Raw genomic sequence first — 24,867 nt, 5'->3', positions numbered from 1 at the left:
CGGAGCGCCCATCCCATGACAATGATGTCTGACGAGCCAATCAGCTCGGATCGTTCTGGTAAATCACCGCCAAAAGCCGCGCTTTGGCTGGGTTATGCCGGGCTTATTCCCTTTGCGGCCTGTGCATTGGCAGTCGTGGTTTTTCGGGAAGACCTGTTTTTGCAGGAAACAGCAGGCCGGGCCCTTTTGGCCTATGGGGCTGTCATCCTGTCCTTTCTGGGTGGCGCGCATTGGGGGCGCGCCCTTTATGCGCCCAACACCAGACTGCAAACCCGTGACTTTGTGCTCAGCGTGCTTCCTTCCATCTTCGGATGGAGTTGCCTGCTGTTGCCCCTTGTTTCTGCAGGCGTGCTGCTGCTCATATTGGGCTATATCTGGCAGGTCTATGTCGATCTGAATGCCATGCGACAGAATATTCTTCCGCGCTGGTTTGGTCGGCTCCGGGTGCAATTGACAGCCGGTGCCACGCTCTTCCTCCTGATCGGCGGCGCCGCACTCCTGTAGCCGCTCAACCGCGTCTGTCGGGTCTGCAGTTTGATGGGCTGACGGAATAAATCTGCCGGTCGCCCAGCATGTGAATGCAAATCGTGTCCGGCTGCTCGAACAGGCCTGAAAATGCATCATTACGGATATTGAGCCCCCCGGTCAGTTCCCCGAAGGCGGGCAGGATAGCGCGCGTTCCATCTTCAATGAAACAAGGCCGCCGCACAGACCGCGCACGGCCTCTTACCTTGCTGCAGGGGTGCAGATGCCCGGCGATCTCTCCCTTTGCGCCTTGTATCGGCTCGTGCCGGAATGTAATCGGGCCAATTGACAACTCGTCACATGCGCGTCCACCCAATGCATCGGGCGGGTAGGGATCGTGATTTCCAGAGACCCAGACCCAGTCACGGCCCTGCTGCAAGCGGTTGATCACAGTACATTCATCAGCGCCCAGACGGTTTGCTGCAGCGATATCATGGAAACTGTCTCCCAGCGCAATGATGCGGGCAGGCTGCAGTGATGTGATCAGACGCTCAAGACGCCCCAGCGTGGCTCGACTGTCATAGGGTGGCAGAAATATGCCTTTGCGGGCAAAGCTGGAACCTTTTTCCAAATGCAGATCGGCGACGATCAGTGTCGTCTCATCCGGCCAGTACAAAACACCCTCGGGAAGCGCCATAAAGCTTTGGCCCATGAGTGTGAAACTCACTGAGCCAAGCGGCGCCTCATCCTGAATTGTCTCTGCCAGAGCCATATTAGTTGACCAACTTATAACCGCATTGCTTCTTCGACAAGCTCATCCAGCGGGCTGACATTGCCTGCGACTTCCGCCAGTATCATTTCATCCGCACTGCCAAACACCGGCTCTTTGCCGATTTGCAGCATCACTGGAACCGCTAAGGGCGAAATCCGATCCAGCGCCTGGTGACGCAGGTGATTCTTGACGCGTTTCAACATAGCGCCCAGACGCTCAATGTCCAAAAGACCTGTTGACGCATCAACCCAGGCGGCCTGCAGCAAAATATGATCCGGCTCATGTTCGTTCAGTACATCATAGATGAGGTCGGACGACACGGTGACCTGTCGTCCGGATTTTTCCTTGCCCGGATGGCGCTTTTCAATCAGGCCCGAAATCAGAGCCGCATTGCGAAAGGTGCGCTTCATCATGAAGCTTTCACGCAGCCAGGCTTCCAGATCATCACCCAGCATATCCTCATCAAACAGAGCATCAAGGCTTAGCTCACCCCGGCGGATCATGGAGGACAGATCGCGCAGGCACCACACACCCAGCGCATAATCGGTGGCGACAAACCCCAGAGGCCGCGCCTTCATGCGCTCCAGCCGCCGTGTCAGCAACATGCCGAGGGTCTGGTGTGCCAGACGTCCCTCAAACGGATAGGCAATGAGATAATGCTTGTCGGCGCGAGGAAAGGTTTCCAGCAGCAATTCGCGCTTGCCGGGCAGGACGGAACGGGCCTTCTGGATTTCCAGCCACTCGGCTACCTGATCGGGCAATGAATTCCATGTCTTTGGGTCCGAGAGAATATCCCGCACGCCTTGTGCCAGATAGGTCGACAAGGGGAATTTGCCGCCGGCAAAGCTTGGAATTTTGGGCGTATCCGCCGCGCTTTTCGTGACCAGCGCTTCGGTCTCGCGAATGCCCTCAAAGCGCACAATCTGACCGGCAAACAGAAATGTATCGCCCGGCTCCAGCGTTTCCAGAAAATACTCTTCCACCTTGCCAAGCACCCGGCCACCGCGCCCCACCCGGCCATTCTTGCGGCTGGTCATGCGAACCAGAAGCGTGGGGTTTTCAATGATGGTTCCGACATTGATGCGGTATTGCTGCGCCAGTCGTGGGTGGGTCAGCCGCCATGTGCCATCTTCCGTCTTGCGGATTTTGGCATAACGTTCATAGCTTTTCAGCGCATAGCCGCCGGTGGCGACAAATTCCATTATTTTGTCAAACGTGGAGCGCGGCAGATCCGCATAGGGTGCGGCTGTTTTGATTTCGGTAAACAGATCATCGGCCTGAAACGGTGCTGCACAGGCCATGCCCAACACATGCTGGCAGAGCACATCCAATGCGCCATCGTGCAGGCGCGGCGTATCCTGTGCGCCAATGTAATTCGCATCCAGCGCCGCTTTGCATTCCAGCACTTCAAAACGGTTGGCGGGCACCAGAATGCCCTTGGACGGCACATCCATGCGGTGGTTGGAGCGGCCGATGCGCTGGGCCAGACGGCTGGCCCCCTTCGGCGCGCCGACATGGATGACCAGTTCCACATCACCCCAGTCAATGCCCAGATCCAGAGTGGAGGTCGCGACAATTGCGCGCAAACTGCCGGTGCCCATGGCGGCTTCCACCTTGCGGCGCTGCCCCACATCCAGTGAGCCGTGATGCATGGCAATGGGCAGACCATCTTCATTAACGCGCCACAGTTCCTGAAACAGCAATTCGGCCTGAAAGCGAGTGTTGACGAAGAGCAGCGTTGTCTTGTGCTCCTGGATCTGCCGGTAAATATTGTCGATTGCATAAAGCGCCGTATGCCCGGCCCATGGCAGGCGCTCTTGCGTTTCCAGAATGCTGATATCCGGCTTTGCCCCGCCGGTGATTTGAATCAGACTGGCTTCGCTGACTTCGCCATGCTCGCGGTTCTGCGGCACCAGCCAGGCCTGCAAATCCTGCGGATTGGCGACGGTGGCAGACAGGCCGATGGTGGTGATTTTTGGCGCATGACGAAACAGCCGTGCCAGCCCCAGCGACAACAGATCACCGCGCTTGGACACCACCAGCGAATGCAACTCATCGAAGATGATGGTTTTGACCTGTTTGAAAAACCGTTCCGCGTTCTTGTCCGCCAGCAACAGGGCAATCTGCTCCGGCGTGGTCAGCAAGATGTCCGGCGGGCGCTCCTTCTGCCGTTGCCGCTTATGGGCTGGTGTATCTCCGGTGCGGGTTTCCACCGTGACCGGCAACTCCATCTCCCGGATTGGCGCTTCCAGATTGCGCGCAATATCCACCGCCAGCGCTTTCAATGGCGAGATGTAAAGCGTATGCGGCCCGAAAAACGCCATGCCCGGCTTTCGGCGCAATCCATCTTCCCGGTACAGATCAATCAGGCTCGGCAGAAAGCCCGCCAGCGTTTTACCGGCTCCGGTCGGTGCAATCAGCAGGGTCGACTGCCCACCATGCGCCCGCGCCAAAAGATCAAGCTGATGCGCCCGTGGCTGCCAGCCGCGTTCGGCAAACCAGTTTTGGAAAATCTGCGGGAGGTCGGTCCCTTGTCCGGCAGTTTGGCTTTCGTCCACAGACCATCCGATTCCATTTGTGCGTGGCGTGCAGCATAGAAATCAAATGGGGGTTTGCGAAGTGGGTTTGTTGGGGGATGAGATGTGGTTTGGTTTTAAAGGCCTCATCAAGCTGTGAATGAATGATTTCCAACAAGCAGTTACCCCATCTGGGGGATATAAAAAGACGAGAAAAGTGACAGACTGTCTAAACGGGGGTTTGCCAATCAAAAGGCCGGATCGAGTTCATCAAGCTTCTCATCGGACTTTATTGTGAAAGGTAAACGACAATGCGTATTCCAACTAAAATCCTCATAGCTTTTGGCTTCATGATGATGATTTCTCCCATAGCCCATGCCTCTGGCATGACAGCTCCAGGTAACCCGGTTAAGCAGATTCAGACAGGATGTGGTGAACAGTGCGACACATCAATTATTCTGGTCGCCAAAAAGCTCTCGGTTTCAAAAACAATAAAAGTCGGGCCAAAAGGCAGCCAAAAAAACATGACGAAGTCACAGCTGCGCAAACAAAATCCTGATGTCTATAAATTGTACAACAAGACAGAAAGAGCGGCGATGGACTATTATGCCGGAGGAGGCGGTGGTGTCGTGCCAGCATCCTGCACACTCAACCCCGGCTACATTCACTGCTCCGGCTTTGGCTGGTATTGTACGGTTTGGACAAATGGAAGCGGCAACAGCACCTGCGGACGCCTTCCACCTTTTGTTCCAAAACCTCAATAAGTCACCAAAGGTCTCGGCTGCATTTTCATAAACCAGCCGGTTTTACCAACCCCCTGGACTCAATCAACACCATGGATTGCGTTCAGGGCGAGGTGAGATTTGATTAGATTCGCTATCGAAATACACTGATAAGTCACTGTATCTGGAACACCAAGCCCCGCGCTTCCCGCGCACTTCTGGATCAGCATGTGACATTGCTCAAATCTGAGCTCTCGCTGCGGGATAATTTTCTGCAGCTGAATCCGGGGGCAAGTGAAGATCAATGTCAGGCCGCGTTAGCGCGCTTCCGGTTTCGGGCTGATCACGCACATCGAAATGCCGGTCAACTCAGCGGAGGCCAGAAACTACGCGCCGGGTTGGCCTGTACTCTGGGCCGCACAGACCCGCCTGCGCTTCTTCTTCTCGACGAACCCACCAACCATCTTGATCTGGTATCCATATTGGCCGTGGAGGCGGCACTGGTTGCCTATGACGGCGCACTGATTGTTGTCAGTCATGATGAGGCGTTTCTGGACGGGCTGAAGCTGGACCGCCGATTGCAGCTGGGCGCGGTGTCGGACCGTCTTCAAATATGACGGTGAGAGATCAAAGCAATTTGGAATGTCGAATCCCCGCCAGGTGAATTGGACGATTGCAGAACGTGACCGACCTTGGGGTGCGCAGTCGGCGTTAGAGGGGACCATTGCTGCAATCGTCCAAACTGGAATCAGCGGCTGTTTCGGTTTCGTTTTTGCCCGGGGTGCATTGTTGTGCCGAGGATATGATCCCCGCGGCCAATGACATCCGAGCTGCGTCCGACAATCAACGGGTCTTCGATCTTTACGATCTTATGATCCTTGTCCGCATTGGGGATTGTTAATTGGTGCTTCAAGCACAGTGCTGCCGGACACAGTGCTGTCAGACAAATTGCCTCCTCCGTTTCGAACTCTTGGTATAATCTGGCGCAATTGTTCGGCAGATGTGTTGATTGAAATCAAATTGGACAATTTAACTGGTTTTTGTTTTCTGTTGCCGGCCACATTGATGGAACCGCCAGCGCGGCAGTGGAGTTGCTTCATGGATGGAAAAACGCCACGGCCCGGGCCTGGCCAATCAGTCCAGACTGTGCGCGCGGCGTTCGACATACGCGCAGACTGGCATATATGGGGCTGGGGAAACCGACTTGCAGCACATGCTGTCAGGAAACTGGTCATCGCTGTGCAAGATGTTTGCAGAAGGATCTGAACTGAAAATGCGTTTTGACGATTTGCTGCATCCAACACCGAAAGGGCTTTACTGCCCGCCGGGTGATTTTTATATTGATCCCGTAAAGCCGGTCGCGCGCGCATTGATCACTCATGGCCATGCGGATCATGCCCGACCGGGCCACACATCTGTGCTGGCGAGCCGACAGACGCTGGATATCATGGCTTTGCGCTATGGCGAGGCGCATGCCGAGCACACGCAGGACATTGCCTATGGCACCGAGCAGACCATCGGTGATGTCAGCGTTTCGTTTCATCCGGCAGGGCATGTTCTGGGATCAGCTCAAATTGCCGTTAATTACAAGGGCAAACGCATTGTGGCGTCGGGCGACTATAAGCGCGCTGATGATCCGACCTGTCTGCCGTTCGAGCCGGTGCCCTGCGATGTGTTCATTACCGAGGCCACCTTTGCCCTGCCGGTGTTTCGCCATCCCGATGACCGGCAGGAAATCCAGAAGTTGTTGACTTCGGTCGTCCAGTTTCCCGAGCGGGCGCATCTGGTGGGGGCCTATGCGCTGGGCAAGGCGCAGCGGGTTATCGCGCTGTTGCGGGAAGCCGGTTACGACGAGCCGATCTTCATCCACGGGGCCATGCAGAAGCTGTGCGACTATTATCAGTCTCAGGGTGTTGATCTTGGAGCGCTTGCCCCGGCCACGCTGGAAAAAGGCAAGAAAGGGAATTTTGCAGGGGCGATTGTGGTGGGACCACCTTCCGCCTTTGCCGATAAATGGGCACGGCGGTTTCCGGACCCGATTGCCGCCTTTGCCTCCGGCTGGATGCAGGTGCGGCAGCGCGCCAAGCAGCGCGGTGTGGAACTGCCATTGATCCTGTCAGATCATTGCGACTGGGATGAATTGCTGGCCACCATTCGCGAAATCGATCCGGAGGAAGTCTGGATTACCCATGGCCGCGAAGATGCGCTGACCCGCTGGTGCGAATTGAACAATTATGCTGCCCGGCCCCTGTCGCTGGTGGGTTACGAAGAGGAGACTGACTAATGCGCGCCTTTTCGCAACTGCTGGACCGGTTGATCCTGACGCCGCAGCGCAATGGAAAGCTGACGTTGCTCAAGGATTACTTTGCAACGACACCCGATCCTGAGCGGGGCCTTGCGCTGGCCGCGATCACAGGACAGCTGAACCTGCCCAGCGCCAAGCCAGCCATGTTGCGGGAACTGATCCAAAGCCGCATGGACCCGGTTCTGTTTGCCCTGTCCTACGATTATGTGGGTGATCTGGCTGAAACCATTTCGCTGGCCTGGCCGGAAAAAACATCCCCGGATCTGCCCAATTCAGACCTGCATCTGAGCGATATCGTCGAGACACTTCTCAAGACCTCGCGCCGGGAAACACCCGCATTGGTGGAGGCCTGGCTTGACCGGTCCGACAGTTCCGTGCGTTACGCTTTGCTGAAACTTCTGACAGGTGGTTTGCGCGTGGGCGTATCGGCGCGTCTGGCCAAAACAGCGCTGGCGCAATTGGGCGCTCATGATGTGGATGAGATTGAGGAAATCTGGCACGGGCTGGAGCCACCTTATGAAACCCTGTTCGCCTGGGTGGAAGGCACAGGTCCACGTCCGGAGAATGACAATCCAGCGCCCTTTCGCCCGGCCATGCTGGCGCATCCGATACAGGATGACGATTTTGCAAAGCTGGATGCGGCCGATTTCAGTGCTGAATTCAAATGGGACGGGATCAGGGTCCAGGCCAGCGCCGGGCTGGCCCCGGACGGCACATTGAAGCGCGCGCTTTACTCGCGTACCGGGGAAGATATCGCCCGCGCTTTTCCGGATTTGATGGAAGCTCTGGACGCAGACATGAGCATTGACGGCGAGTTGCTGGTGTTGATTGAAGGCCGGGTACAGCCCTTCAATGTGCTGCAGCAGCGGCTTAATCGAAAAACTGTTTCCGCCAAGATGATGCATGCTTACCCGGCCCATATACGTGCCTATGATCTGCTGGTTGAAAATGGAGCGGACTTGCGAGCCCTGCCGTTTTCCCTGCGCCGTAAACGGCTGGAACAAGCTGTTGCCAAGCTCGCGACAAGCCGCATCGACCTCTCGCCATTGGTGGATTTTGACACCTGGGACGCCGTTGCAGCGGCGCGTCAGACCCCTGCGGATCACGGGGCCGGTGTTGACGCAGACGCTGTTGAAGGCCTGATGCTGAAACGCTGGGACAGCGCCTATGTGCCGGGCCGCCCGAAAGGACCGTGGTTTAAATGGAAGCGTGATCCACTCAGCGTGGATGCTGTTTTAATGTATGCCCAGCGCGGCCATGGCAAACGTTCCTCCTTCTATTCGGATTACACATTCGGTGTCTGGCGCGGCGAGGAACTGGTGCCTGTTGGCAAAGCCTATTTCGGCTTTACCGATGAGGAACTGAAAGAGATCGACCGCTTCGTGCGCAACAATACGATCAATCGGTTTGGCCCCGTGCGTGAGGTGACGCACAACCAGGAAGTGGGTCTGGTGCTTGAGGTGGCGTTTGAAGGTCTGAACCGGTCCACACGTCATAAATCAGGCGTCGCCATGCGGTTTCCACGCATTGCGCGGCTGCGTTGGGATAAGCCCCCGGCCGAAGCGGATCGGTTAGAGAGTCTGGAAGCGCTTTTGCCGCGCGAAGACAGTGTTTGAAGAAATGTGCGAATTTGTGCTGAAACCGCATCTGTTTCCGGTTATGTAAACCAAATCAAAATTTTGCCGGAAAGCGCCCCATGGAAGAAGCAACACAACTCGCCCAGACACTTGCTGCAGATGCAGCGCCCTTCCTGTGGGATGTAGCGAAGGCATTTCTCTTTCTGATCATTGGATTTTGGGCCGCCGCTCTCGTGCGTAGCATGATCCGCAAACGTGCAATTTCCAGCGTACGGATAGACGATACGCTGGGCGTCTTCGTCTCAAATATTGCCTATTATCTTATCCTTGTATTCGTCATTATTGCGGTTCTGCAGCTGTTCGGCTTTGAAGCCACCAGCCTAGTGGCCGTTCTGGGTGCAACCACCCTGGCCATCGGCCTGGCGCTTCAGGGCACATTGTCTCATCTGGCTGCAGGCGTGATGCTGGTGATGTTCCGGCCTTACAAATTATATGAGTTCATCTCCATTGGCGGCGAGAGTGGCACCGTGGAGGAGATCAATCTGTTCTTCACCCAGCTTGTGACACCGCAAAATGTTCAGGTCATTGTGCCGAATGGCGATGCCTGGGGCTCGACCATTGTCAATTATTCCCGCAAGGAAACGCGTCGGCTGGATATCATTTTCGGCATTGATTACGGCGATGATATAGACAAGGCCATGGGCATCATCCTGGATATTGCAGGCGCAGATGAGCGCTGCCTTGCTGAGCCCGCACCCTGGGTCCGCGTCACAACACTCAATACCTCCTCCGTCGACCTGCAATTAAGGGCCTGGTGCAATACTGGTGATTATTGGGAACTTAATTTTACCGTCCTTAAAAAGGTCAAGGAAGCATTTGATGCTGGCGGAATCACAATTCCATACCCACATCAGGTAGAAATCCACAAGGCAGCTGAATGAGCGATCCAAATTCGATGAATGACCGAAACACACTGAGCGACAGCCGATCCGGCCTGGAACGCTTTCTGGGCGACACGCCTTTGCGCGTTGCGGTCAGGCTGATCATCCTGTCACTGGTGGTAGGCTTTGTGCTATCTGCATTCCAGCTGCATCCACTGGAACTGGTGCGCACGATGATCGATTTCGTCGAACGCGCCTTTATCAGCGTGTTCAATTCTCTGGAAGATTTCATCAGCTATATCGTGCTGGGCGCGGTAATCGTGGTGCCGGTGTGGTTCCTACTCAGACTGATGAAATCGCGGGATTAGGGCACCTTAGACCAAAATCCGCGCGCTACATGATGGATGATTGAATGGCGGCGGCCCAAGGCCGCGATATCGCGGGAATAACCACCGCCGATAACGCACGCCACGGGCCAGTTGCGCGCCCGGCAATGTGACAGCACAAGCGTGTCGCGTTGGCGCAATCCTTCATCTGTCAGCTTAAGCCGACCCAACCGGTCCTCAGCATGGGGATCAACGCCTGCATTGTAAAACACGATGTCGGGCTGGAGCCGAGGCGGCAAATCATCCAGCAATTGCCTTAGCTGCGCGAGATAGGCCGCGTCTTCCATGGCATCCGGAAGCGCCACGTCAATATCAGAGTGCGCTTTGGGATGTGGGTAATTGCGCTTCGCATGCATGGAAATCGTCATGATTTTAGCATCATCAGCAAACATCAAAGCAGTTCCATCACCCTGATGCACATCCAGATCAATGATCAGGGCGGAGCCAATACGGTGATCCGCCTGCAGCACACGAATGGCGACAGCCACGTCATTGAAAACGCAAAACCCGGCACCTTGCTCGTAGCGCGCATGATGACTGCCCCCTGCCGTGTTGCAGGCAATCCCATGTTCAAGTGCAAGAGTTGCGGTGAGCACCGTCCCCGCTGTGGCGCAGCGACCACGAAATGCCACCGCCCGTCCGGCAGTTGCATTGTCCAGTGGAAAGCCGATTTCTTTTGCAACAGAGGCAGGCAGGGTTCCATTGAGAACCTGATCCACATAGATGCGGCTATGGGCCAGCGCCAGCCAGCTTTCCGGCGCTGGTGCAGGCACATGAAATCCACCAATGCCATTGACTGCGACAAGACCTTCGGCCACCAGTGTTTCGGCCAAGGCACGGAATTTACGCATGGGAAAACGGTGCTGGTCCGGCAGATCCGCCGCGTCATAAGCCGGATGGTGAATGATGGGGAGTAATTGGGGCTGTCGCATAGTGTAAATTGAAACTTCGAACTTTTTCTGCCTCAACAACAGACATAGAGTGTCTGCGCAAAAGAGAAAGCACATTCGTGACAGCCGATTCGGAACCAACATCCCTGACCCGCGAAAAAACCACCTTCCCTGTTAACAGTCGGGTGGTTGTTGGCCTGGCTTTGCCAATGACACTGGCCTATGTTTCAACGCCGCTTTTGGGCATTGTTGATACGGCAGTGATTGGGCAATTATCCAATGCAGCCCTGATTGGGGGCATCGCGGTTGGCGCCATAATTTTTGACATCATATTCAGTGGTTTCAATTTTCTGCGCCTTGGCACAACCGGGATGACTGCGCAAGCCGTCGGGCGCAATGACAGCAAGGAACAACAGGCGGTTTACTATCGCGCTGCGATGCTCGCTGGGCTGTTGGGCTTGCTTACGATTGCGCTTAGCAAACCGTTTCTGGAGCTTGGGCTCACCTTTATGAAACCCAGCGCGGAGGTGGCTGAGGCGGTTCGGACCTATTATTCCCTTCGCGTGCTGGCAACGCCCTTTTCGCTGATCAATTACGCGGTCCTGGGTTGGTTTCTGGGCCTTGGAAAATCCGGCACAGGATTGCTGATCCAAACCGTTCTGAACGGGCTGAACATGATCTTCAACGTGACCCTTGTGCTGTATTATGATTTTGGTGTGGCGGGCATTGCCTGGGGAACCTTTCTGGCAGAGGCACTGATTGCAGTTGCCGGATGCCTGATGGTTCAAAGGCAGATCAGCAAACGCTTTAACGTCGAAGAACGCCCAAGTCGAAAACGTATCTTTGACCACGCCTCATTGAAAAAAATGTTCTCATTGAACCGGGACATCATGATCCGGTCTTTGGTGTTGCTGTTTTCGTTTGCCTTCTTTACCGCACAAGGCGCGCGACAGGGCGACCTGCTGTTGGCTGCCAATGCCGTCCTCTTTCATTTCTTCATGACAGGTGGCTATTTTCTGGATGGTCTGGCCGTCGCGGCGGAACAATTGGGCGGCAGAGCAATGGGCGCGAATTATCGTAAGGGATTTGAACAATCAGTCCGTCTGACCACACTTTGGGGAATCGTACTGGCGGTTGGCCTGTCTCTGATTTTTCTCTTTTGGGGCGGCCATCTGGTTGACCTTATGACCACCGAACCCACTGTTCGGGAACTGGCTCGCACGTATCTGCCTTTTGCTGCACTGACGCCCGTTTTGGGTGTGCTGGCTTTCATCATGGATGGGGTCTTTATCGGGGCAACATGGTCACGCGATGTGCGCAATATGATGTTGCTGTCGCTTGCACTGTTTCTGGCATCCTGGTGGGTCTTGATGCCACTTTATGGCAATACGGGCCTTTGGATTGCGCTTTGGATCTTCCTCGCAGCGCGCGGATTTTCGCTTTGGTTCATTTGCAAAAAACGGATCAACGAAAGCTTTGTCTGATATTCACCAGGCGACCGTCACTCAGTCACGACTAAAAGGATTTGGCGGCCCATTCGCGCATGTTGCTGCCGGTCAGTACCGAGACACGCGACACATTCTGCTTATCCAGTTCAGCCACCATGTGCGCCTTGATATCCTGTAGCAGCGGCAGGCCGTGATACACCATTCCGGTATAAAGCTGAATGAGGTTGGCCCCGGCCTCCAGCTTCTGCAAGCCCTGCGCACCCGTGGAAATGCCGCCAACGCCAATAATGGGCAGCAGCGGCCCCACACGCTCACGCGTTTTGGCCAGCAAAATGGTGGCGCGGTCAAACAAAGGTGCCCCTGAAAGGCCGCCTGCCTGTTTGGCGTGGCGGGCATCCTTGACCTTGCTGCGGTCCAGCGTTGTGTTCGACACAATCATGCCTTCCAACCGATGCCTGGCGACAGAATGCACAATGGCGTCCAATTGATGTTCGCTGACATCCGGCGCAATCTTCAACAATAATGGCTTTGGCAGATTGCCGCGCACGGCCTCATCGCGTGCCTCGACCACCCGCGCCAGCAGATCATCCAATGCATCGCCAACCTGCAATGCGCGCAAGCCGGGCGTGTTGGGAGATGAGATATTGACAGTGATGTATGAGGCCAAGGGCGCAAGCTTGCGAATACAGGCTGCATAATCGGCAGCCTTGTCTTCAGTGTTCTTGTTGGCACCAACATTGATGCCCAAAATACCGGCGGGGGGCGTTTCCTGTAACCTTTGTTCAAAAGCCTCCATGCCCTCATTGTTGAAGCCGTAGCGGTTGATAATGGCTTCATGATCGCGCAGGCGAAACGCGCGGGGACTTGCATTGCCGGACTGCGCCAGCGGCGTTACTGTTCCCGCTTCTGCAAAGCCAAATCCCATTTGCAGCAACGGATTATACACCAGTGCATTTTTGTCAAAACCTGCCGCCATGCCGATCGGGTTGGGGAAACGCTGCCCAAGAATTTGAACGGCAAGCCGCGGATCATCCTTGACGGCGCTTTTGGGAAACAACCCGGAGCGGAGCGCCTTGATGCTGACATCATGCGCCAATTCCGGACCCAGCAATTTGAGCCCCCGTTGCGCAATAATTTGCAGAAAAGCGCTCATGCGTTAGCCTGTGCCCAGACTGGAAACTGAAAACGGCTATCTTCACTGCGGGTCAGAACACAGTGTCGGCCCACACTTGCCAATGGCAGATCTGCATAAAGATGCGGGAAGAGCGCGCCCTTGCGCGCCGGTTCCCATTTCAGCGACTGTGGCAGGGTATCAACCGCAATTTCGGCCAAGACAACTCCCGGCTCGTCGGCAAAATATTTTTGTGCTGTCTCCGCCACCTGCTTGCGGCTAGAAAAATGAATATACCCATCTGCAAGATCAACCGGCGCACCTTTGAATGTCATTTCCGCCTGAAAGGACTGCCATTGATCCTGCGTCAATAATTTAAAGATAAATCTGTCATTCATGAAAAATGCTTTGCCCGAAATATGGTCCACATTGATTGGACCCCAACGCCCATATTTGTTGAACCAAAATACAACGCTGCCTGTCAATCACGACCTTGCCATCTTCACGGCTGATAGTGAGCAGCAAAAAGCCCATATTTGAAGGAGACCATCATGAAAAGCTTCATAAAACGGCCGGTCGGCCGGTTAGTGGCGGCGACTGTTGTTACCATTTTCGCACTCAGCGCGGCTGCAGCGCAGGCAGAACGGTTTCAGATGATCGAGCTGAATGAGAACGGTGGAAAAGCCTATTTGCGCGTAGACCTGGAAAATGGCGCTATTGCGCGCTGCGAGCAGGACAACAGCGTCTGGCAATGCACAGCCATTGAAGTTCAATCATCCGGAGCTGATGCCTCGCTGGCTGGCCGCGTTGCGGATCTTGAAGACCGTGTGGCACAATTGGAAGCCGAGAAGCTCGACAGGCCGGATTTGACCGAACTTGAAGACGCTCTAGATACCAGTGAGAAGTTTATGCGCCGATTTTTTGGAATGGTGCAGGATATGAAAAAGGACATGGCCCAATAGCGCCATGATGCATGTATGAAAGTTTTGATCAGTGGCCTTGGTCTGCTTCTGACAGGCCTCATTTTTTGGGCCATTGCCGCTGGTGATTTTGGCGCTGCAGGAGAATTTCTTCTTGGCAAGCCATGGGGCATTGTTTCCATGGTGGATTTGTATCTGGGCTTTCTGCTGTCCGCAGTGGTGATTTTCTACGCTGAACCCGACAAGAAGGTGGCGCTTATCTGGCTGCTGCCGATCTTCGTTCTTGGAAATGTTGTGACCGCATTGTGGTTTGTCTTGCGCGGCCTAACCCGACTGCGCACAGCTCTAGCAAACTAGGGCTTTTCTTGTTTATACGGCAACGTTTGACCGGATTTGCGTTCGGCCCGAAAATCAGATCTCGGATTGGCCACTTAGTCTGGCACTGATGATATCCGGCTTCCTGGTCGGTGCCACAACCGAAAGCACGAGACCTGTCACCAGACCGATAATCGCGCCCGGCAGGCCCGCTGCCGCAATAGGATAGGTTTCACCAATAAGCGGCAGCAGTTCTGCAGCGACCCTGTCAAATTGATCAAGCCCTATCAAAACACCCAACATTGCAATGGTGATGGCTGTTCCCACAATCATGGCTCCCAGAGCCGCTATCTGCCCGGCTCGACCAACCCAGATTCCAAGTAAAAAGGACGGGAACAGGCCGCCAGCTGCCAGAGCAAGTCCAGCCAGTATCAGTGTTTCCGGTTGCTGTAAAAACGGCCCAAGCGGTGGCCAGGTGAAAAGCCAATAAATGCCAAAGGCCACCAACAGCACTGACAAACGCACCAGAAAAACAATGCGGCTCATAGGAGCGCTGGTGCCCAGAAACTTGGCATAAAGATCAAGTGCCACATGATGCGACAGGGAAATCTGACAGGCAGACACAACCGCCACCAAGGCTGCCAGCGCTCCGCAAGCCAGCATTGCAGCCATAGTTTGCGGAACAGGCCGCCCGAGGCCGGCAATGATGTCCGGCAGAGCCGTCATGAATGCGATTGGCGAAATCTGCAAATCCGACGCGGTCAATCTGTGGCCATCACCACAGGCCGTAATGAAGTCCTGCAAGTTTGACACTGCGGTGCCGCACAGGGACACACCTGATGTCGCGGAAAACAGAAAAGGCGCTTCACGCCCCAGAGCGATGACTGACATGCCGGTGATTGATTGCGTGATCTGGTACTTCAGAAAGATTGCATAGACCGGCAAGGTGCAGACAAGTGCCAGAAGAAACACCAGAGCCCAGCCGATGCTGGAATCGCTTTCCTTGGCGGTTCGTGTGGTTTGAGCGCGCGCCAGAAGTGGGGGAAATGCGCTTACGCCGAGCGCGACACCAACCATGCCAAGGCTGACCGCCCGCCAGTCGGTCGGCAGAATTTCGAGCCAACTGACATCCGACGGCTGAGCCAATTGCCGTGCCACGGCATCTTCCTGCAGCAATCGGGTTGCGGTCCAGGCATCACTGGCCGACAGATGAGGCATCGGCAGGCCCGTCAGATCGAACGCAATCCATGCCAAAAACAATAAAAAGCCAAAGCCCACCAGCACGGCCATTGTCATCTGCAGCCAGCTTGCAGCCCGCATACCGCCCAGCACCAGCGGCAGTGAAACACCAACCAGAATGACAATCAGCGCCGAATTTGCGGACACCGTTGTGAAACGGGCGCTGAGGCCGAACAGGAAAGAAATCTGTCCGATAAGGACGCTGATGATCGCGACCGCTGAAATGACGGTGGCCAACAATAATAAAGTGCGGGAGTTGAAGCGTTGCTGCAACAACTCCATGGGAGTTAATACATCCGCGCGCCGCAGAAACGGAACAAACAGGGCGCCCATCAACGCCACGCCGCCAACAACGCCCAGCGGAACTGTAAATCCACTCAATTGATTGGCGAACACGTCACCTGGCCAAAAACTGTAGCCCAGAGCGCCGGTGGCAATCATCGCCATGGCAAGCCCGTTTGGCATGGGCGTCATGCGGTAGCCATCAACAAACATATCGGTAGTGCGAACGCTGCGCGCCCGCACGCCGGAAAACAGCAGTGACACAAGCAGCAGCGCAAACAGAAGGCGGGTTACAAGATCACTGGAGAGGCCAAGCCGCTCCAGGAGGCCAAGAATTCCAAGCAGAATAATGGTGCCAAGCAGGAAGGAATTGAGAACCCGAAGCCGCATTATTCAGCCACCTGCGTTCGGCTGTTCTGGCTAATGTCGGTCATCTCATGCAGCTTTGCATCGTCGTCAGACTGCTTGCTTTTGGTAACAGGGATATCCGGGTCAGGCACATCGATGGCTTTGACCGGAAAGGATTTGAGGCGCTTTGGTACGCGCCTGCGCAGCAACTGATCTTCCCTGTCCAGTTCATAGTTTCGATCGAGACCATGTTGGAGGCTGATCTTGAAAATGGCCAAAATCAAAAATAGCAGGGGCATCCCAATGGCAAAAAATACCAGCGTTGCCGGCAGGCCCATGATCAGGTCTGACGGCAATCGGGCAGCCGCCAGTGGCGCGCCAAAAAGGGCCGTCAGAATCAACAGGGCCATAAGCCAGTTTCTTAATGTTGCTGAGCGCCAATAGGGTTTTGACATTCTGCCTTGCCGGTACTCTGTATCTGTGTTCTGGGACGGAATCACTTCGCCAACCAACGCTCCGCGACGAATCATACCGCCGCAGGCCCCGGCCAATATGGGTTTTCTAACGCAATTCCTGCCGTTTGTCTTTGCCTGCCAGTCCTATGAGGCGCAATACAGGGTGATTTGTGTGAACCGGACGTGCATTTTTTGCCTGTTGTGCTACAAAACAGTCTCAATGCTTGACACGCATATAACAAAATATGGGGGAGTGTGTCGGGGCTTACATCTGCAAGCTTAGGCACAGAATATGACAAATCTTCAGCACATTATTATTGCAGATGACCATCCACTGTTCCGCGGTGCATTGCGGCAGGCGGTGGAAGGCTTGTTCAGCGATGCATCTATTCATGAAGCTGGCACTCTGGATGAAGTGACGGCGAGCCTTGATGCGCAACCTGACACCGACCTCATTCTGTTTGATCTGTCGATGCCGGGTGCACGGGGATTTTCGGGCCTGATGTATTTGCGGGCGCAATATCCCGCTGTCCCGCTTATTGTTGTTTCCGGCAAGGAAGACCCGCTGACAATGCGCCACTGTATGGAGCTGGGTGCCAGCGGTTTCATTCCAAAGTCGATGGGCATTGACGTGATGCGAGAAGCGATTGATGCCGTGCTGGGCGGCGCAATCTGGCTGCCGGACGACTATGATCCCGACGCTCCGATTGATGATGAAACCGCAAATATGGTAGCGCGCCTCTCCACGCTGACACCTCAGCAGGTCAGAGTTCTGATGATGTTAAGTGAAGGCTTGCTGAACAAGCAGATTGCTTATGAACTCAGCGTTTCGGAAGCGACAATCAAGGCGCATGTGTCAGCCATTTTACAAAAACTCAATGTCGACAGTCGAACCCAGGCCGTGATTGCTGCAGCCAGGATTGAAGCCGGTCAATGGCAGGGTACTACCGCAGGGGGCGACACCGCCAACTAAGCACAGTTTTGCCAACTCAGTGCTGCCCAGCCCATGAGATTGCTGTTGCCTGTAGTTCCCGGCATTCTTCCAGGAAGATCAACTGCGGATGATGCTGGAGCGTAATTTGTTCATGCAGCCTACTCCGCTGCAGGGGCGTTGGTTTTGGGATGACCGGTGCGCGCCAATTGTTGTAACAGGCTGCGCAGCGCGGCTGGTTTCAAAGGTTTGTTCAGGATCGGCATATCTTTCCTCGCCGCTTCATCTCTGACAAACGCCGTCCTGTCTGCTGTGATCAATACGGCAGGCAAGCCACTTTTAAAGCGCCAGCGCAGTCTTGCCAGCACTTCAACACCCCGTATGTCACCGTCAAGATGATAATCCACCAGAATGACATCAGGTAAATCGCCGGACCGTTTGCGCTCTGCTTCAATGACCTGGGTCGCCTCGTCCTGATTGGAGGCGATCAACACTCTGCAGCCCCACCCTTCCAGCAGATTGCGCATTCCATCCAGAATCTGGACTTCATTGTCGATGCACAGGATCAGCGTTCCTTCCAACCGGGCCAGCGGTGCCACGGGTTTTGATGCTGCCGTTTGCGGCAGCGCGACGGCTTGGGCAATCGGCATTGTCACTGAAAAACGTGTTCCCATGCCGATGCGCGATTCAAGACTTATCGGGTGTTTCAAAATGTCAGAAAGACGCTCAACAATTGACAGACCCAGACCCAGGCCCGGGCCCTCCTTTATTCCGGATTCCAGCCGCTGAAATTCTCCGAATATCTCTTTTTGCTTGGAAAGCGGAATCCCTATGCCCGTGTCATAGATATGCAGCGTTGTGGTGTGATCGTGTCGGCGGCAGCCGACGGTCACACGCCCTTGCGGCGTGTATTTGATGGCATTTGAAATAAGGTTCTGCAGCAATCGGCGCAGCAAGCGTCTGTCAGAGCGCACATGTAGCCGACTTTTGATCACATGAAATGTCAGGTCTTTGGCTTCCGCCATCGGCGAAAATTCAACCTGCAGCTTCTCCAGTAAATCGTCCAGCGACACCACGGTGATCTCCGTGGTTGTGGCGCCCGCATCAAGCCGGGAAATATCCAGCAACGCGCTTAAAATGTCTTCAACCGATCCCAAAGCCGCTTCAATATTATGAGCGCTTTTCAGATGACTTTCATCGGTCAGAAGCTCACCCAACGCCGTTGTGTAAAGCCGGGCAGCATTCAGCGGCTGGAGAATATCGTGACCGGCAGCCGCGAGGAATTTTGTTTTGCCGACATTCGCTTCGTGGGCCATCTGGCTGGCGTGTTCCAGCTGCGCATTCAGCTGGGTCAGCTCTTCAGTTCGCACCTTGACCCTCTCTTCCAGAGCATGATTGACCTCTTCCAGCGTGCGCTTGCTGGCTGCCCGCTCGCTGACATCTGTATAGGTCACCACTATGCCGCCATCGGGCATGCGGTTGGTGCGCACTTCCAGAATTTGGCCGGTTGGTTGAAACGTCTCTTCAAAGATACTCGGTGCTTCCACCAATTGCTTCAGGCGGCTGTCAATCATGGTTGCAGGATTGCCTGATCCGTAGTGGCCGTTCTCAACCCCAAAACGCACAACATCGCCAAGAGAGGTGCCAACCTGACCAAACTCGGTTGGCAGGTTCAGGAACCCTCTGAAATGCTGGTTCCAGCAAATCAGACGCAGATTGATGTCAAACACGGCAATGCCCTGCCACACATGATCCAACGCGCTTTGCAGCAGGTCTCTGTTGTATTGAATCGCCTGTGAGGCATCATCCAAAAGCCCAATCGGGACACGCCCTTTGGCGTCAGTTTTCTGCATAAGCAGGGACAGGACCAGCCGCGAAGACGCTGCTCCGATGGCGGACGCCAACAATTGCTCGGAGTGGCTGATCAGCGCAGAGTCCGCCAGAATGTATGGTGTCAGATCAACACGATTGTCTTTTGCATAGGCCTTGAAGGCGCGTTCCGTGCGTTCCGATCCAAGATAACGGGAAATCGTCTGCTGCAATTCCTCGACTGTTACATTTCCACGCCAGGATTTGCGCTGGGCCAGCAAGGTGCCCGTGTTTGGCAGATTGTTATGCACAAAGCTGTCCGCCTGCAGCCGTTCCAGTGGCAATGGTTGCCGCGTCAGGGACAAAGCGACATAGCCAAATACATTGGCGGCAAGAGACCAAAGTACCCCGTGAGTGAGTGGTGGCAGATCACTGCCAAACAAATGTTCGGGGCGCAGCCAGGACAATTGAAAAGGTCCCTCTGCCAGCAGTGCCGCCAAAGCGCCGCTGCTATGGGCAAAGCTTGGCAGCAGCAGTGTGTAAAACCAGACCGCGAACCCCATCACCATTGCGGCAACAGCGCCGCGCGCCGTTGCACCACGCCAGAACAACCCACCCAGAAAAGCTGGAGCCAGTTGCGCAATGGCGGCAAATGACAACAATCCGATGGACGCCAGCGCTGCACTGTCACCGGCCAGTTCATAATACAGATAGCCCAGCGCCAGCACGAAAAAAATAGCAATCCGGCGCACCACCAATACGGTCCGGGTCATGTCCCAACCAGCAAATTTTTCGGGTGAACGACGCAACAGGATCGGAAGGACAATCTGATTGGAAATCATGATCGACAGCGCAACAGCTGCCACAATAACCATGGCTGTGGCGGCAGAAAGACCACCGATAAAGGCGATGATGACAAAGCCCACCGATTGGGTGGAGAGCGGAAGAGCGACCACGAACAGATCAGCGCTCACATCCGGCCCCAGGGTCAACCGACCCGCAATTGCAATGGGGACCACGAACAGATTGATGGCCAGCAGATACAGTGGAAACAGCCAGACAGCCCGCTTCAACTCGCTGGCATTGTTGTTCTCCACGACGGTGACATGGAATTGCCGAGGCAACAGCAAGACAGCAAAGCTGCTGAGCAGCGTGAAAACAGCCAATTGCCCCCAATTCAGGGGCCCTTCATAAAGCGGCAGAATGTTGCCTGCGTCAGCGGCGGCCTGGAACAGATCGGCAGGCCCGTCATACAGGATTGTCAGGACAAATACGCCAACACTGACAAAGGCAATCAGCTTGACCACACTTTCCGTGGCCACAGCCAGCATCAGACCTTCCTGGTGCTCTGTCGCATCGCTGTGCCGGGTTCCAAACAGGACCGCAAAGAGCGCCATTGCAATGGCCACAAGCAATGCGACGTCGCCGATAATCGGCACGGATAAATCTGCTGCCTGACCGCTCTCCGTTCGCAGCACTGTTGCTGCCAGAGATGTCGAGACGGCTTTCAATTGCAGGGCAATATAAGGAACCGAACCTACAACCGCGATCAGGGTTGCGACCATGGCCACGGTCTGGCTTTTGCCATAACGCGCGGAAATGAAATCCGCGACAGATGTGATGCGCTCGGTTTTGGAAACGGCAACAATGTGGCGCACCAATGGATAGCCCACAGTGAAGACGAGTATGGGGCCGGTGTAGATGCCGATGAAGTCCCATCCCGTTCTGGCTGCCAGGCCAACCGAGCCGAAAAACGTCCAGCTGGTGCAATAAACGGCCAAAGAGAGCGCATAGAGTGTGGGTCGTGCAGAAAAACGCTGAGCAAATCCCGGGTTGGAGCGCGACTTGCGTCGTGATGCGCGATCGCCATAGGTTGCAACCAGAAACAGAAGCACAATGTAAAATAGTGCCGTCGCAACGACGACCCAACCGGCCAGCATTCCCTTCTCCTCCCGAGGAGTATTCTTTTGTTACGCCACTGTAGCTGCGGAACTGAAATGGTGAAAGTCATTACATAGTTGAGGTCTTACTTGCCTTTGCCACCTGTTTTGGGGCATGTATCCGGTTCCTTACACAAGCAAAATCAAGGGGTGAACATGCTTAAGGAATTTAAAGAATTTGCCTTGAAGGGCAATGTCATGGATCTCGCCATCGGCGTGATCATCGGCGCAGCATTCAGCGGAATCGTCAAATCGATGGTGGATGACGTCATCATGCCTATCATTGGCGCGATCACCGGTGGCGTCGATTTCTCCAACTTCTTCGTCGGCCTTGCCTCTAACGTTGATGCCACCACACTGGATGCTGCCAAAGAGCAGGGCGCCGTGCTGGCCTATGGTAATTTCATTACCGCTACGGTCAACTTCCTGATCATCGCGTTCGTGTTGTTTATGGCTGTTCGGGCCATCAATTCCATGAAACGCAAGGAAGAAGCAAAGCCGGCACCAGTGGCCACAAAGCCACCCGAAGTGGAAGTTCTGGAAGAAATCCGCGACCTTCTTGCCAAGAAGTAATCTGGCGCATTGCTTGCGTCTGGAGCATTTAGTCTGTCCGACATCACGGAGTTGGCTGTGAGTGACAATTTTATGCTGAGCGCATTACGCCCCGAAGCTGCTTATTCGGCAGAAAGCGGCATAATCAGGGTCATGAACCATGCAAGAACCTGCGGGAAACCTATAATTCCGCTGGTTGCTGGTGAAGGCCATCAGCCGACACCTCAGTTCATTTGCCAGGCTGCCACGGACTCTCTGGCAAAGGGCGAAACATTTTACACCTATCAAAAGGGTCTGCCAGAACTGAGGCAGGCTTTGTCAGACTACCATCAGCGGCATTTTGACCGCGATCTTGCAGCTGACCGGTTTATTGTGACTGGCTCAGGCATGCAAGCCATCCAGCTTTGCATTCAAGCCGTTGCCGGTGCAGGAGAAGAGGTTCTGGTGCCCACACCCGCCTGGCCGAATTTTGCAGCGGCACTTGGTGTAATGGGGGCAAAACCGGTCAGCGTTCCGATGCAGTTTGACGGTCAGTCCTGGACATTGGATATTGATGCATTGGAAGCGGCCATCACGCCGAAAACGCGCGCGCTGTTCGTGAACTCGCCGTGCAACCCAACAGGCTGGGTTGCAGATGCCGACCTATTGAGTGCCCTGCTGAAGTTTGCCCGCAAGCATGATCTGTGGATCATCGCCGATGAGGTTTATAACAGGTTCTTCTATAGCGGTGCCCGTGCGCCATCCTTCTATGATATTATGGAACCAGACGATAAAATTCTGTTCGTCAATACGTTTTCAAAAAACTGGGCCATGACCGGTTGGCGCATCGGCTGGATTTCGGCGCCACCCGCGCTGCAACAGGTTTTCGAAAACCTGGTGCAATATTCCACGTCAGGCGTTGCCGCCTTTATGCAACGTGCTGCGATTGCGGCACTCAATGACGGCGACAGTTTCGTCGATGCACAGGTCGCGGATTGCCACAAGGGACGTGACCTTGTTTGCGATGCCCTTGAAGCGACGGGGAAAATCCGTCTTGAACGACCCCGTGGGGCCTTTTACCTGTTTTTTGGCCTGAATGACTTTCCCGATACAATGGAGCTGGGTATCAGGTTAGTGGATGACGTCGGGGTTGCCATGTCGCCGGGCGAAGCCTTCGGGGCTGGAGGTGCGGGCTTCATGCGCATGTGCTTTGCGCGCAATCACGACGACTTGATCACCGCAACCAACGGTTTAACCGCCTGGCTTGCGCCAGATAACTAAACCTTTAATTGCATTGCGGACTCATTGTTCCCAGACATAGAAAATTCAACCCAAAAAATCGGTTATTGCCTATAGTCAGCCATATATTTTGCGAAGTTTTAAGGCTTTCGATGCCACATATCAGCCCTTCCTGTCTCAAGGGCTTTTATCTTGTACGACTTTTCAAATCTCAACGTGGCCATTGCCGATGACAGTGCGTTCTTTCGAACAGCACTGCGGTCCGTGCTTCTGGGATTTGGCATTCGGGATGTTTTCGAAGTTGAAGACGGGCAGAAATGCCTGGCATTGATAGAAGGGCAAAGGCCCGATATCCTGTTTCTGGATTGGGAAATGCCGGTCATGTCCGGGCCGGAAGTCATGCGCAATATTCGCAAAAAGGAAGCACCGCATCCCTACATTCCGGTTATCATGGTTACCTCACATACCGAATTTGAGCGTGTTGAACATGCTACCAAACTTGGCATCCATGAGTTGCTGTGCAAACCGATTGCTGCGAAACCGGTTTATCAAAGGCTTCTTTCGGTTGTCATGAAGCCACGCCCCTTCGTGCGGACTGCATCCTATTTTGGCCCCATGCCAAGAAACGGAAAACCACCGGAAGAAGAGACCAAGCCGGAATTGATTGAAGGCGAAGAAGCATTCATGATCTGACCGGAATTTAACGTGATCCAGAGCAGCTTCTTAGAGTTTTGCTGGAGACACCATTAGCACCGCCATCGCAAAAAAGTCGCCTCCGAGTGCGAATGCGCTCCCGCCGGCTTTTGCTTCAGATTTCTGTTGCTTCCCGTGTCAGAGCCCATCAGCCAGAAAAGCTTCAATTTCAGCCCGTGTCGGCGGGTTGCACCCGACACTCTGGCAATTAATGGCAGCGGCACTTGTGGCAAATTCAAGCATGTTTTTCAGAGCATCTTCATTCAGGCTACGTAACGCCTCGGCGTCAGAAAGACCCTGGTCAAGAAGCCATGCCAGAGTGGACCCCATCAGCGTATCACCTGCGCCCACTGTATCAGCAAGAACAATTCTTGGTGTCTTCACTTTAACTGTTGCAGCACCGGTGTAACCCGTAGCGCCCTCACCACCATCTGTGATGACGACCAGCCCTGCCGATTTTGCCAGACAGGTCTTGGCAAACTGCACCGCTGTCTGATGGGGTGCAATAATATTCAGATCTTCCACACTGAGCTTGATAATGCTTGCGACCTCCAGCAGACGCGCAATGCGTTTGTGCCAGGCCGACCAGTTTTCAATCATGCCGGGACGCGCATTGGGATCGATTGAGATCATCATCCGATCGCTCATGGCGACCGTAAAATCCGTGATGTTGTCGGCACCGGGAAGATCAATCAGGGAAATTGACCCCACATCAAGAATATCGCCAGGCCCGACCTCAACCATGGTTGGATCTGGTGCCATATTGGCGGTGGATGTTTCATTGTTGTAAAAGGCATAGCGCGGATCACCGCTTGTCAGATCTACAAATGCCAGGGTGGTTGGGTGTTTGCAGCGCGGCAGCGCGTCACAATAGACACCACTTTCCTCCAGATGGGATTTCAACTGATCGCCAAAAAAATCAGTTGATATGGCCCCCAGAAAGCTGACATCCGCACCTGCACGAGCCGCCGCCTTTGCGGCGTTGTAAGGCGAGCCGCCTGGTTTTGGTGTGTATCCGACCTGACCTTCAGCACCTTCGAACGGTACAAAATCGATCAGTGCTTCGCCGCAAATATGGAGTTTTGGCATTTG

General features: G+C 54.7%; 22 protein-coding genes and 1 pseudogene. 14 read left to right on the top strand and 9 right to left on the bottom strand.

Features of this window, described 5'->3' with window-relative positions; all coding sequences use genetic code 11:
• The first annotated feature begins 15 nt into the window (after nt 1-15).
• Nucleotides 16-504: a DUF3429 domain-containing protein gene (locus RAL91_RS03360; protein WP_306259704.1), complete on the top strand. Its 489-nt coding sequence runs from the start codon at nt 16-18 to the stop codon at nt 502-504.
• A 4-nt stretch (nt 505-508) separates the two neighbouring features.
• Here the strand turns inward: RAL91_RS03360 and pdeM are convergent, their stop codons facing one another.
• Both pdeM and RAL91_RS03350 read right to left on the bottom strand, forming a co-directional pair.
• Complete coding sequence (gene pdeM, locus RAL91_RS03355; RefSeq protein ID WP_306259702.1) at nt 509-1,237, bottom strand: ligase-associated DNA damage response endonuclease PdeM; 729 nt, start codon at nt 1,235-1,237, stop codon at nt 509-511.
• Nucleotides 1,238-1,251: 14 nt separating this feature from the next.
• Entirely contained in the window at nt 1,252-3,795 is a 2,544-nt protein-coding gene (locus tag RAL91_RS03350; RefSeq protein WP_306259700.1) for a ligase-associated DNA damage response DEXH box helicase, read from the bottom strand.
• A 308-nt stretch (nt 3,796-4,103) separates the two neighbouring features.
• Here RAL91_RS03350 and RAL91_RS03345 point away from each other — a divergent pair, with 308 nt between their 5' ends.
• The 6 genes and pseudogenes from RAL91_RS03345 (at nt 4,104) to RAL91_RS03320 (ending at nt 9,606) form a co-directional block, all read left to right on the top strand.
• The gene (locus RAL91_RS03345) at nt 4,104-4,517 is read left to right on the top strand and encodes a hypothetical protein (protein WP_306259698.1); all 414 of its coding nucleotides are present in this window, start codon (nt 4,104-4,106) and stop codon (nt 4,515-4,517) included.
• Between the two features lie 116 nt (nt 4,518-4,633).
• A pseudogene (locus tag RAL91_RS03340) lies at nt 4,634-5,092 on the top strand (ATP-binding cassette domain-containing protein); the annotation flags it as partial.
• A 656-nt stretch (nt 5,093-5,748) separates the two neighbouring features.
• Nucleotides 5,749-6,759, top strand: coding sequence for a ligase-associated DNA damage response exonuclease (locus RAL91_RS03335; RefSeq protein WP_306262761.1), 1,011 nt, complete (start codon nt 5,749-5,751; stop codon nt 6,757-6,759).
• A complete protein-coding gene (locus RAL91_RS03330) occupies nt 6,759-8,396 on the top strand; it encodes a cisplatin damage response ATP-dependent DNA ligase (protein WP_306259696.1) in 1,638 nt (545 codons plus the stop codon). Before RAL91_RS03335 ends, RAL91_RS03330 begins: the two co-directional genes overlap by 1 nt.
• 80 nt (nt 8,397-8,476) lie before the next feature.
• Nucleotides 8,477-9,298: a mechanosensitive ion channel family protein gene (locus tag RAL91_RS03325; RefSeq protein ID WP_306259694.1), complete on the top strand. Its 822-nt coding sequence runs from the start codon at nt 8,477-8,479 to the stop codon at nt 9,296-9,298.
• Nucleotides 9,295-9,606, top strand: a complete 312-nt coding sequence (locus RAL91_RS03320) for a DUF6460 domain-containing protein (RefSeq protein ID WP_306259692.1) — start codon at nt 9,295-9,297, stop codon at nt 9,604-9,606. The genes RAL91_RS03325 and RAL91_RS03320 overlap by 4 nt, the downstream gene beginning before the upstream one ends.
• Here RAL91_RS03320 and RAL91_RS03315 read toward each other — a convergent pair.
• Complete coding sequence (locus RAL91_RS03315; protein ID WP_306259690.1) at nt 9,603-10,475, bottom strand: histone deacetylase; 873 nt, start codon at nt 10,473-10,475, stop codon at nt 9,603-9,605. The two genes, RAL91_RS03320 and RAL91_RS03315, sit on opposite strands and share 4 nt — an antisense overlap.
• Nucleotides 10,476-10,633: 158 nt before the next feature.
• On the opposite strand from RAL91_RS03315, the gene RAL91_RS03310 reads away from it, so the two are divergent.
• Nucleotides 10,634-11,998 carry an MATE family efflux transporter gene (locus tag RAL91_RS03310; RefSeq protein ID WP_306259689.1) on the top strand — a complete coding sequence of 455 codons (1,365 nt, stop codon included), beginning with the start codon at nt 10,634-10,636 and terminating at the stop codon, nt 11,996-11,998.
• A 31-nt stretch (nt 11,999-12,029) separates the two neighbouring features.
• Here the strand turns inward: RAL91_RS03310 and RAL91_RS03305 are convergent, their stop codons facing one another.
• Both RAL91_RS03305 and RAL91_RS03300 read right to left on the bottom strand, forming a co-directional pair.
• Complete coding sequence (locus RAL91_RS03305; RefSeq protein ID WP_306259688.1) at nt 12,030-13,115, bottom strand: quinone-dependent dihydroorotate dehydrogenase; 1,086 nt, start codon at nt 13,113-13,115, stop codon at nt 12,030-12,032.
• Entirely contained in the window at nt 13,112-13,471 is a 360-nt protein-coding gene (locus RAL91_RS03300) for a DUF952 domain-containing protein (protein ID WP_306259687.1), read from the bottom strand. Before RAL91_RS03300 ends, RAL91_RS03305 begins: the two co-directional genes overlap by 4 nt.
• A 153-nt stretch (nt 13,472-13,624) precedes the next feature.
• On the opposite strand from RAL91_RS03300, the gene RAL91_RS03295 reads away from it, so the two are divergent.
• The gene (locus RAL91_RS03295; protein WP_306259685.1) at nt 13,625-14,035 is read left to right on the top strand and encodes a hypothetical protein; all 411 of its coding nucleotides are present in this window, start codon (nt 13,625-13,627) and stop codon (nt 14,033-14,035) included.
• A gap of 15 nt (nt 14,036-14,050) precedes the next feature.
• A complete protein-coding gene (locus RAL91_RS03290; protein ID WP_306259683.1) occupies nt 14,051-14,350 on the top strand; it encodes a hypothetical protein in 300 nt (99 codons plus the stop codon).
• A 54-nt stretch (nt 14,351-14,404) separates the two neighbouring features.
• On the opposite strand, the gene RAL91_RS03285 is transcribed toward RAL91_RS03290, so the two are convergent.
• Entirely contained in the window at nt 14,405-16,219 is a 1,815-nt protein-coding gene (locus tag RAL91_RS03285) for a hypothetical protein (protein ID WP_306259681.1), read from the bottom strand.
• Nucleotides 16,219-16,587 carry a hypothetical protein gene (locus RAL91_RS03280; RefSeq protein WP_306259679.1) on the bottom strand — a complete coding sequence of 123 codons (369 nt, stop codon included), beginning with the start codon at nt 16,585-16,587 and terminating at the stop codon, nt 16,219-16,221. The genes RAL91_RS03285 and RAL91_RS03280 overlap by 1 nt, the downstream gene beginning before the upstream one ends.
• A gap of 337 nt (nt 16,588-16,924) precedes the next feature.
• On the opposite strand from RAL91_RS03280, the gene RAL91_RS03275 reads away from it, so the two are divergent.
• Nucleotides 16,925-17,605, top strand: coding sequence for a response regulator transcription factor (locus RAL91_RS03275; RefSeq protein ID WP_306259677.1), 681 nt, complete (start codon nt 16,925-16,927; stop codon nt 17,603-17,605).
• 119 nt (nt 17,606-17,724) lie between these two features.
• On the opposite strand, the gene RAL91_RS03270 is transcribed toward RAL91_RS03275, so the two are convergent.
• Complete coding sequence (locus RAL91_RS03270) at nt 17,725-21,312, bottom strand: PAS domain-containing hybrid sensor histidine kinase/response regulator (protein ID WP_306259675.1); 3,588 nt, start codon at nt 21,310-21,312, stop codon at nt 17,725-17,727.
• Between the two features lie 156 nt (nt 21,313-21,468).
• Here RAL91_RS03270 and mscL point away from each other — a divergent pair, with 156 nt between their 5' ends.
• From mscL to RAL91_RS03255, 3 genes are all read left to right on the top strand, one after another.
• A complete protein-coding gene (mscL, locus tag RAL91_RS03265) occupies nt 21,469-21,885 on the top strand; it encodes a large conductance mechanosensitive channel protein MscL (RefSeq protein WP_306259673.1) in 417 nt (138 codons plus the stop codon).
• Between the two features lie 72 nt (nt 21,886-21,957).
• Nucleotides 21,958-23,124 carry a pyridoxal phosphate-dependent aminotransferase gene (locus RAL91_RS03260; protein WP_306262759.1) on the top strand — a complete coding sequence of 389 codons (1,167 nt, stop codon included), beginning with the start codon at nt 21,958-21,960 and terminating at the stop codon, nt 23,122-23,124.
• 150 nt (nt 23,125-23,274) lie between these two features.
• A complete protein-coding gene (locus tag RAL91_RS03255) occupies nt 23,275-23,775 on the top strand; it encodes a response regulator (RefSeq protein WP_306259671.1) in 501 nt (166 codons plus the stop codon).
• Between the two features lie 138 nt (nt 23,776-23,913).
• On the opposite strand, the gene RAL91_RS03250 is transcribed toward RAL91_RS03255, so the two are convergent.
• Nucleotides 23,914-24,864 carry a carbohydrate kinase gene (locus tag RAL91_RS03250; protein ID WP_306259669.1) on the bottom strand — a complete coding sequence of 317 codons (951 nt, stop codon included), beginning with the start codon at nt 24,862-24,864 and terminating at the stop codon, nt 23,914-23,916.
• Nucleotides 24,865-24,867 lie beyond the last annotated feature (3 nt).

It is taken from the genome of Pararhizobium sp. IMCC21322 (genome assembly GCF_030758295.1).
Taxonomy (GTDB): Bacteria; Pseudomonadota; Alphaproteobacteria; order Rhizobiales.
This window is presented reverse-complemented; position numbering and strand designations above follow the sequence as displayed.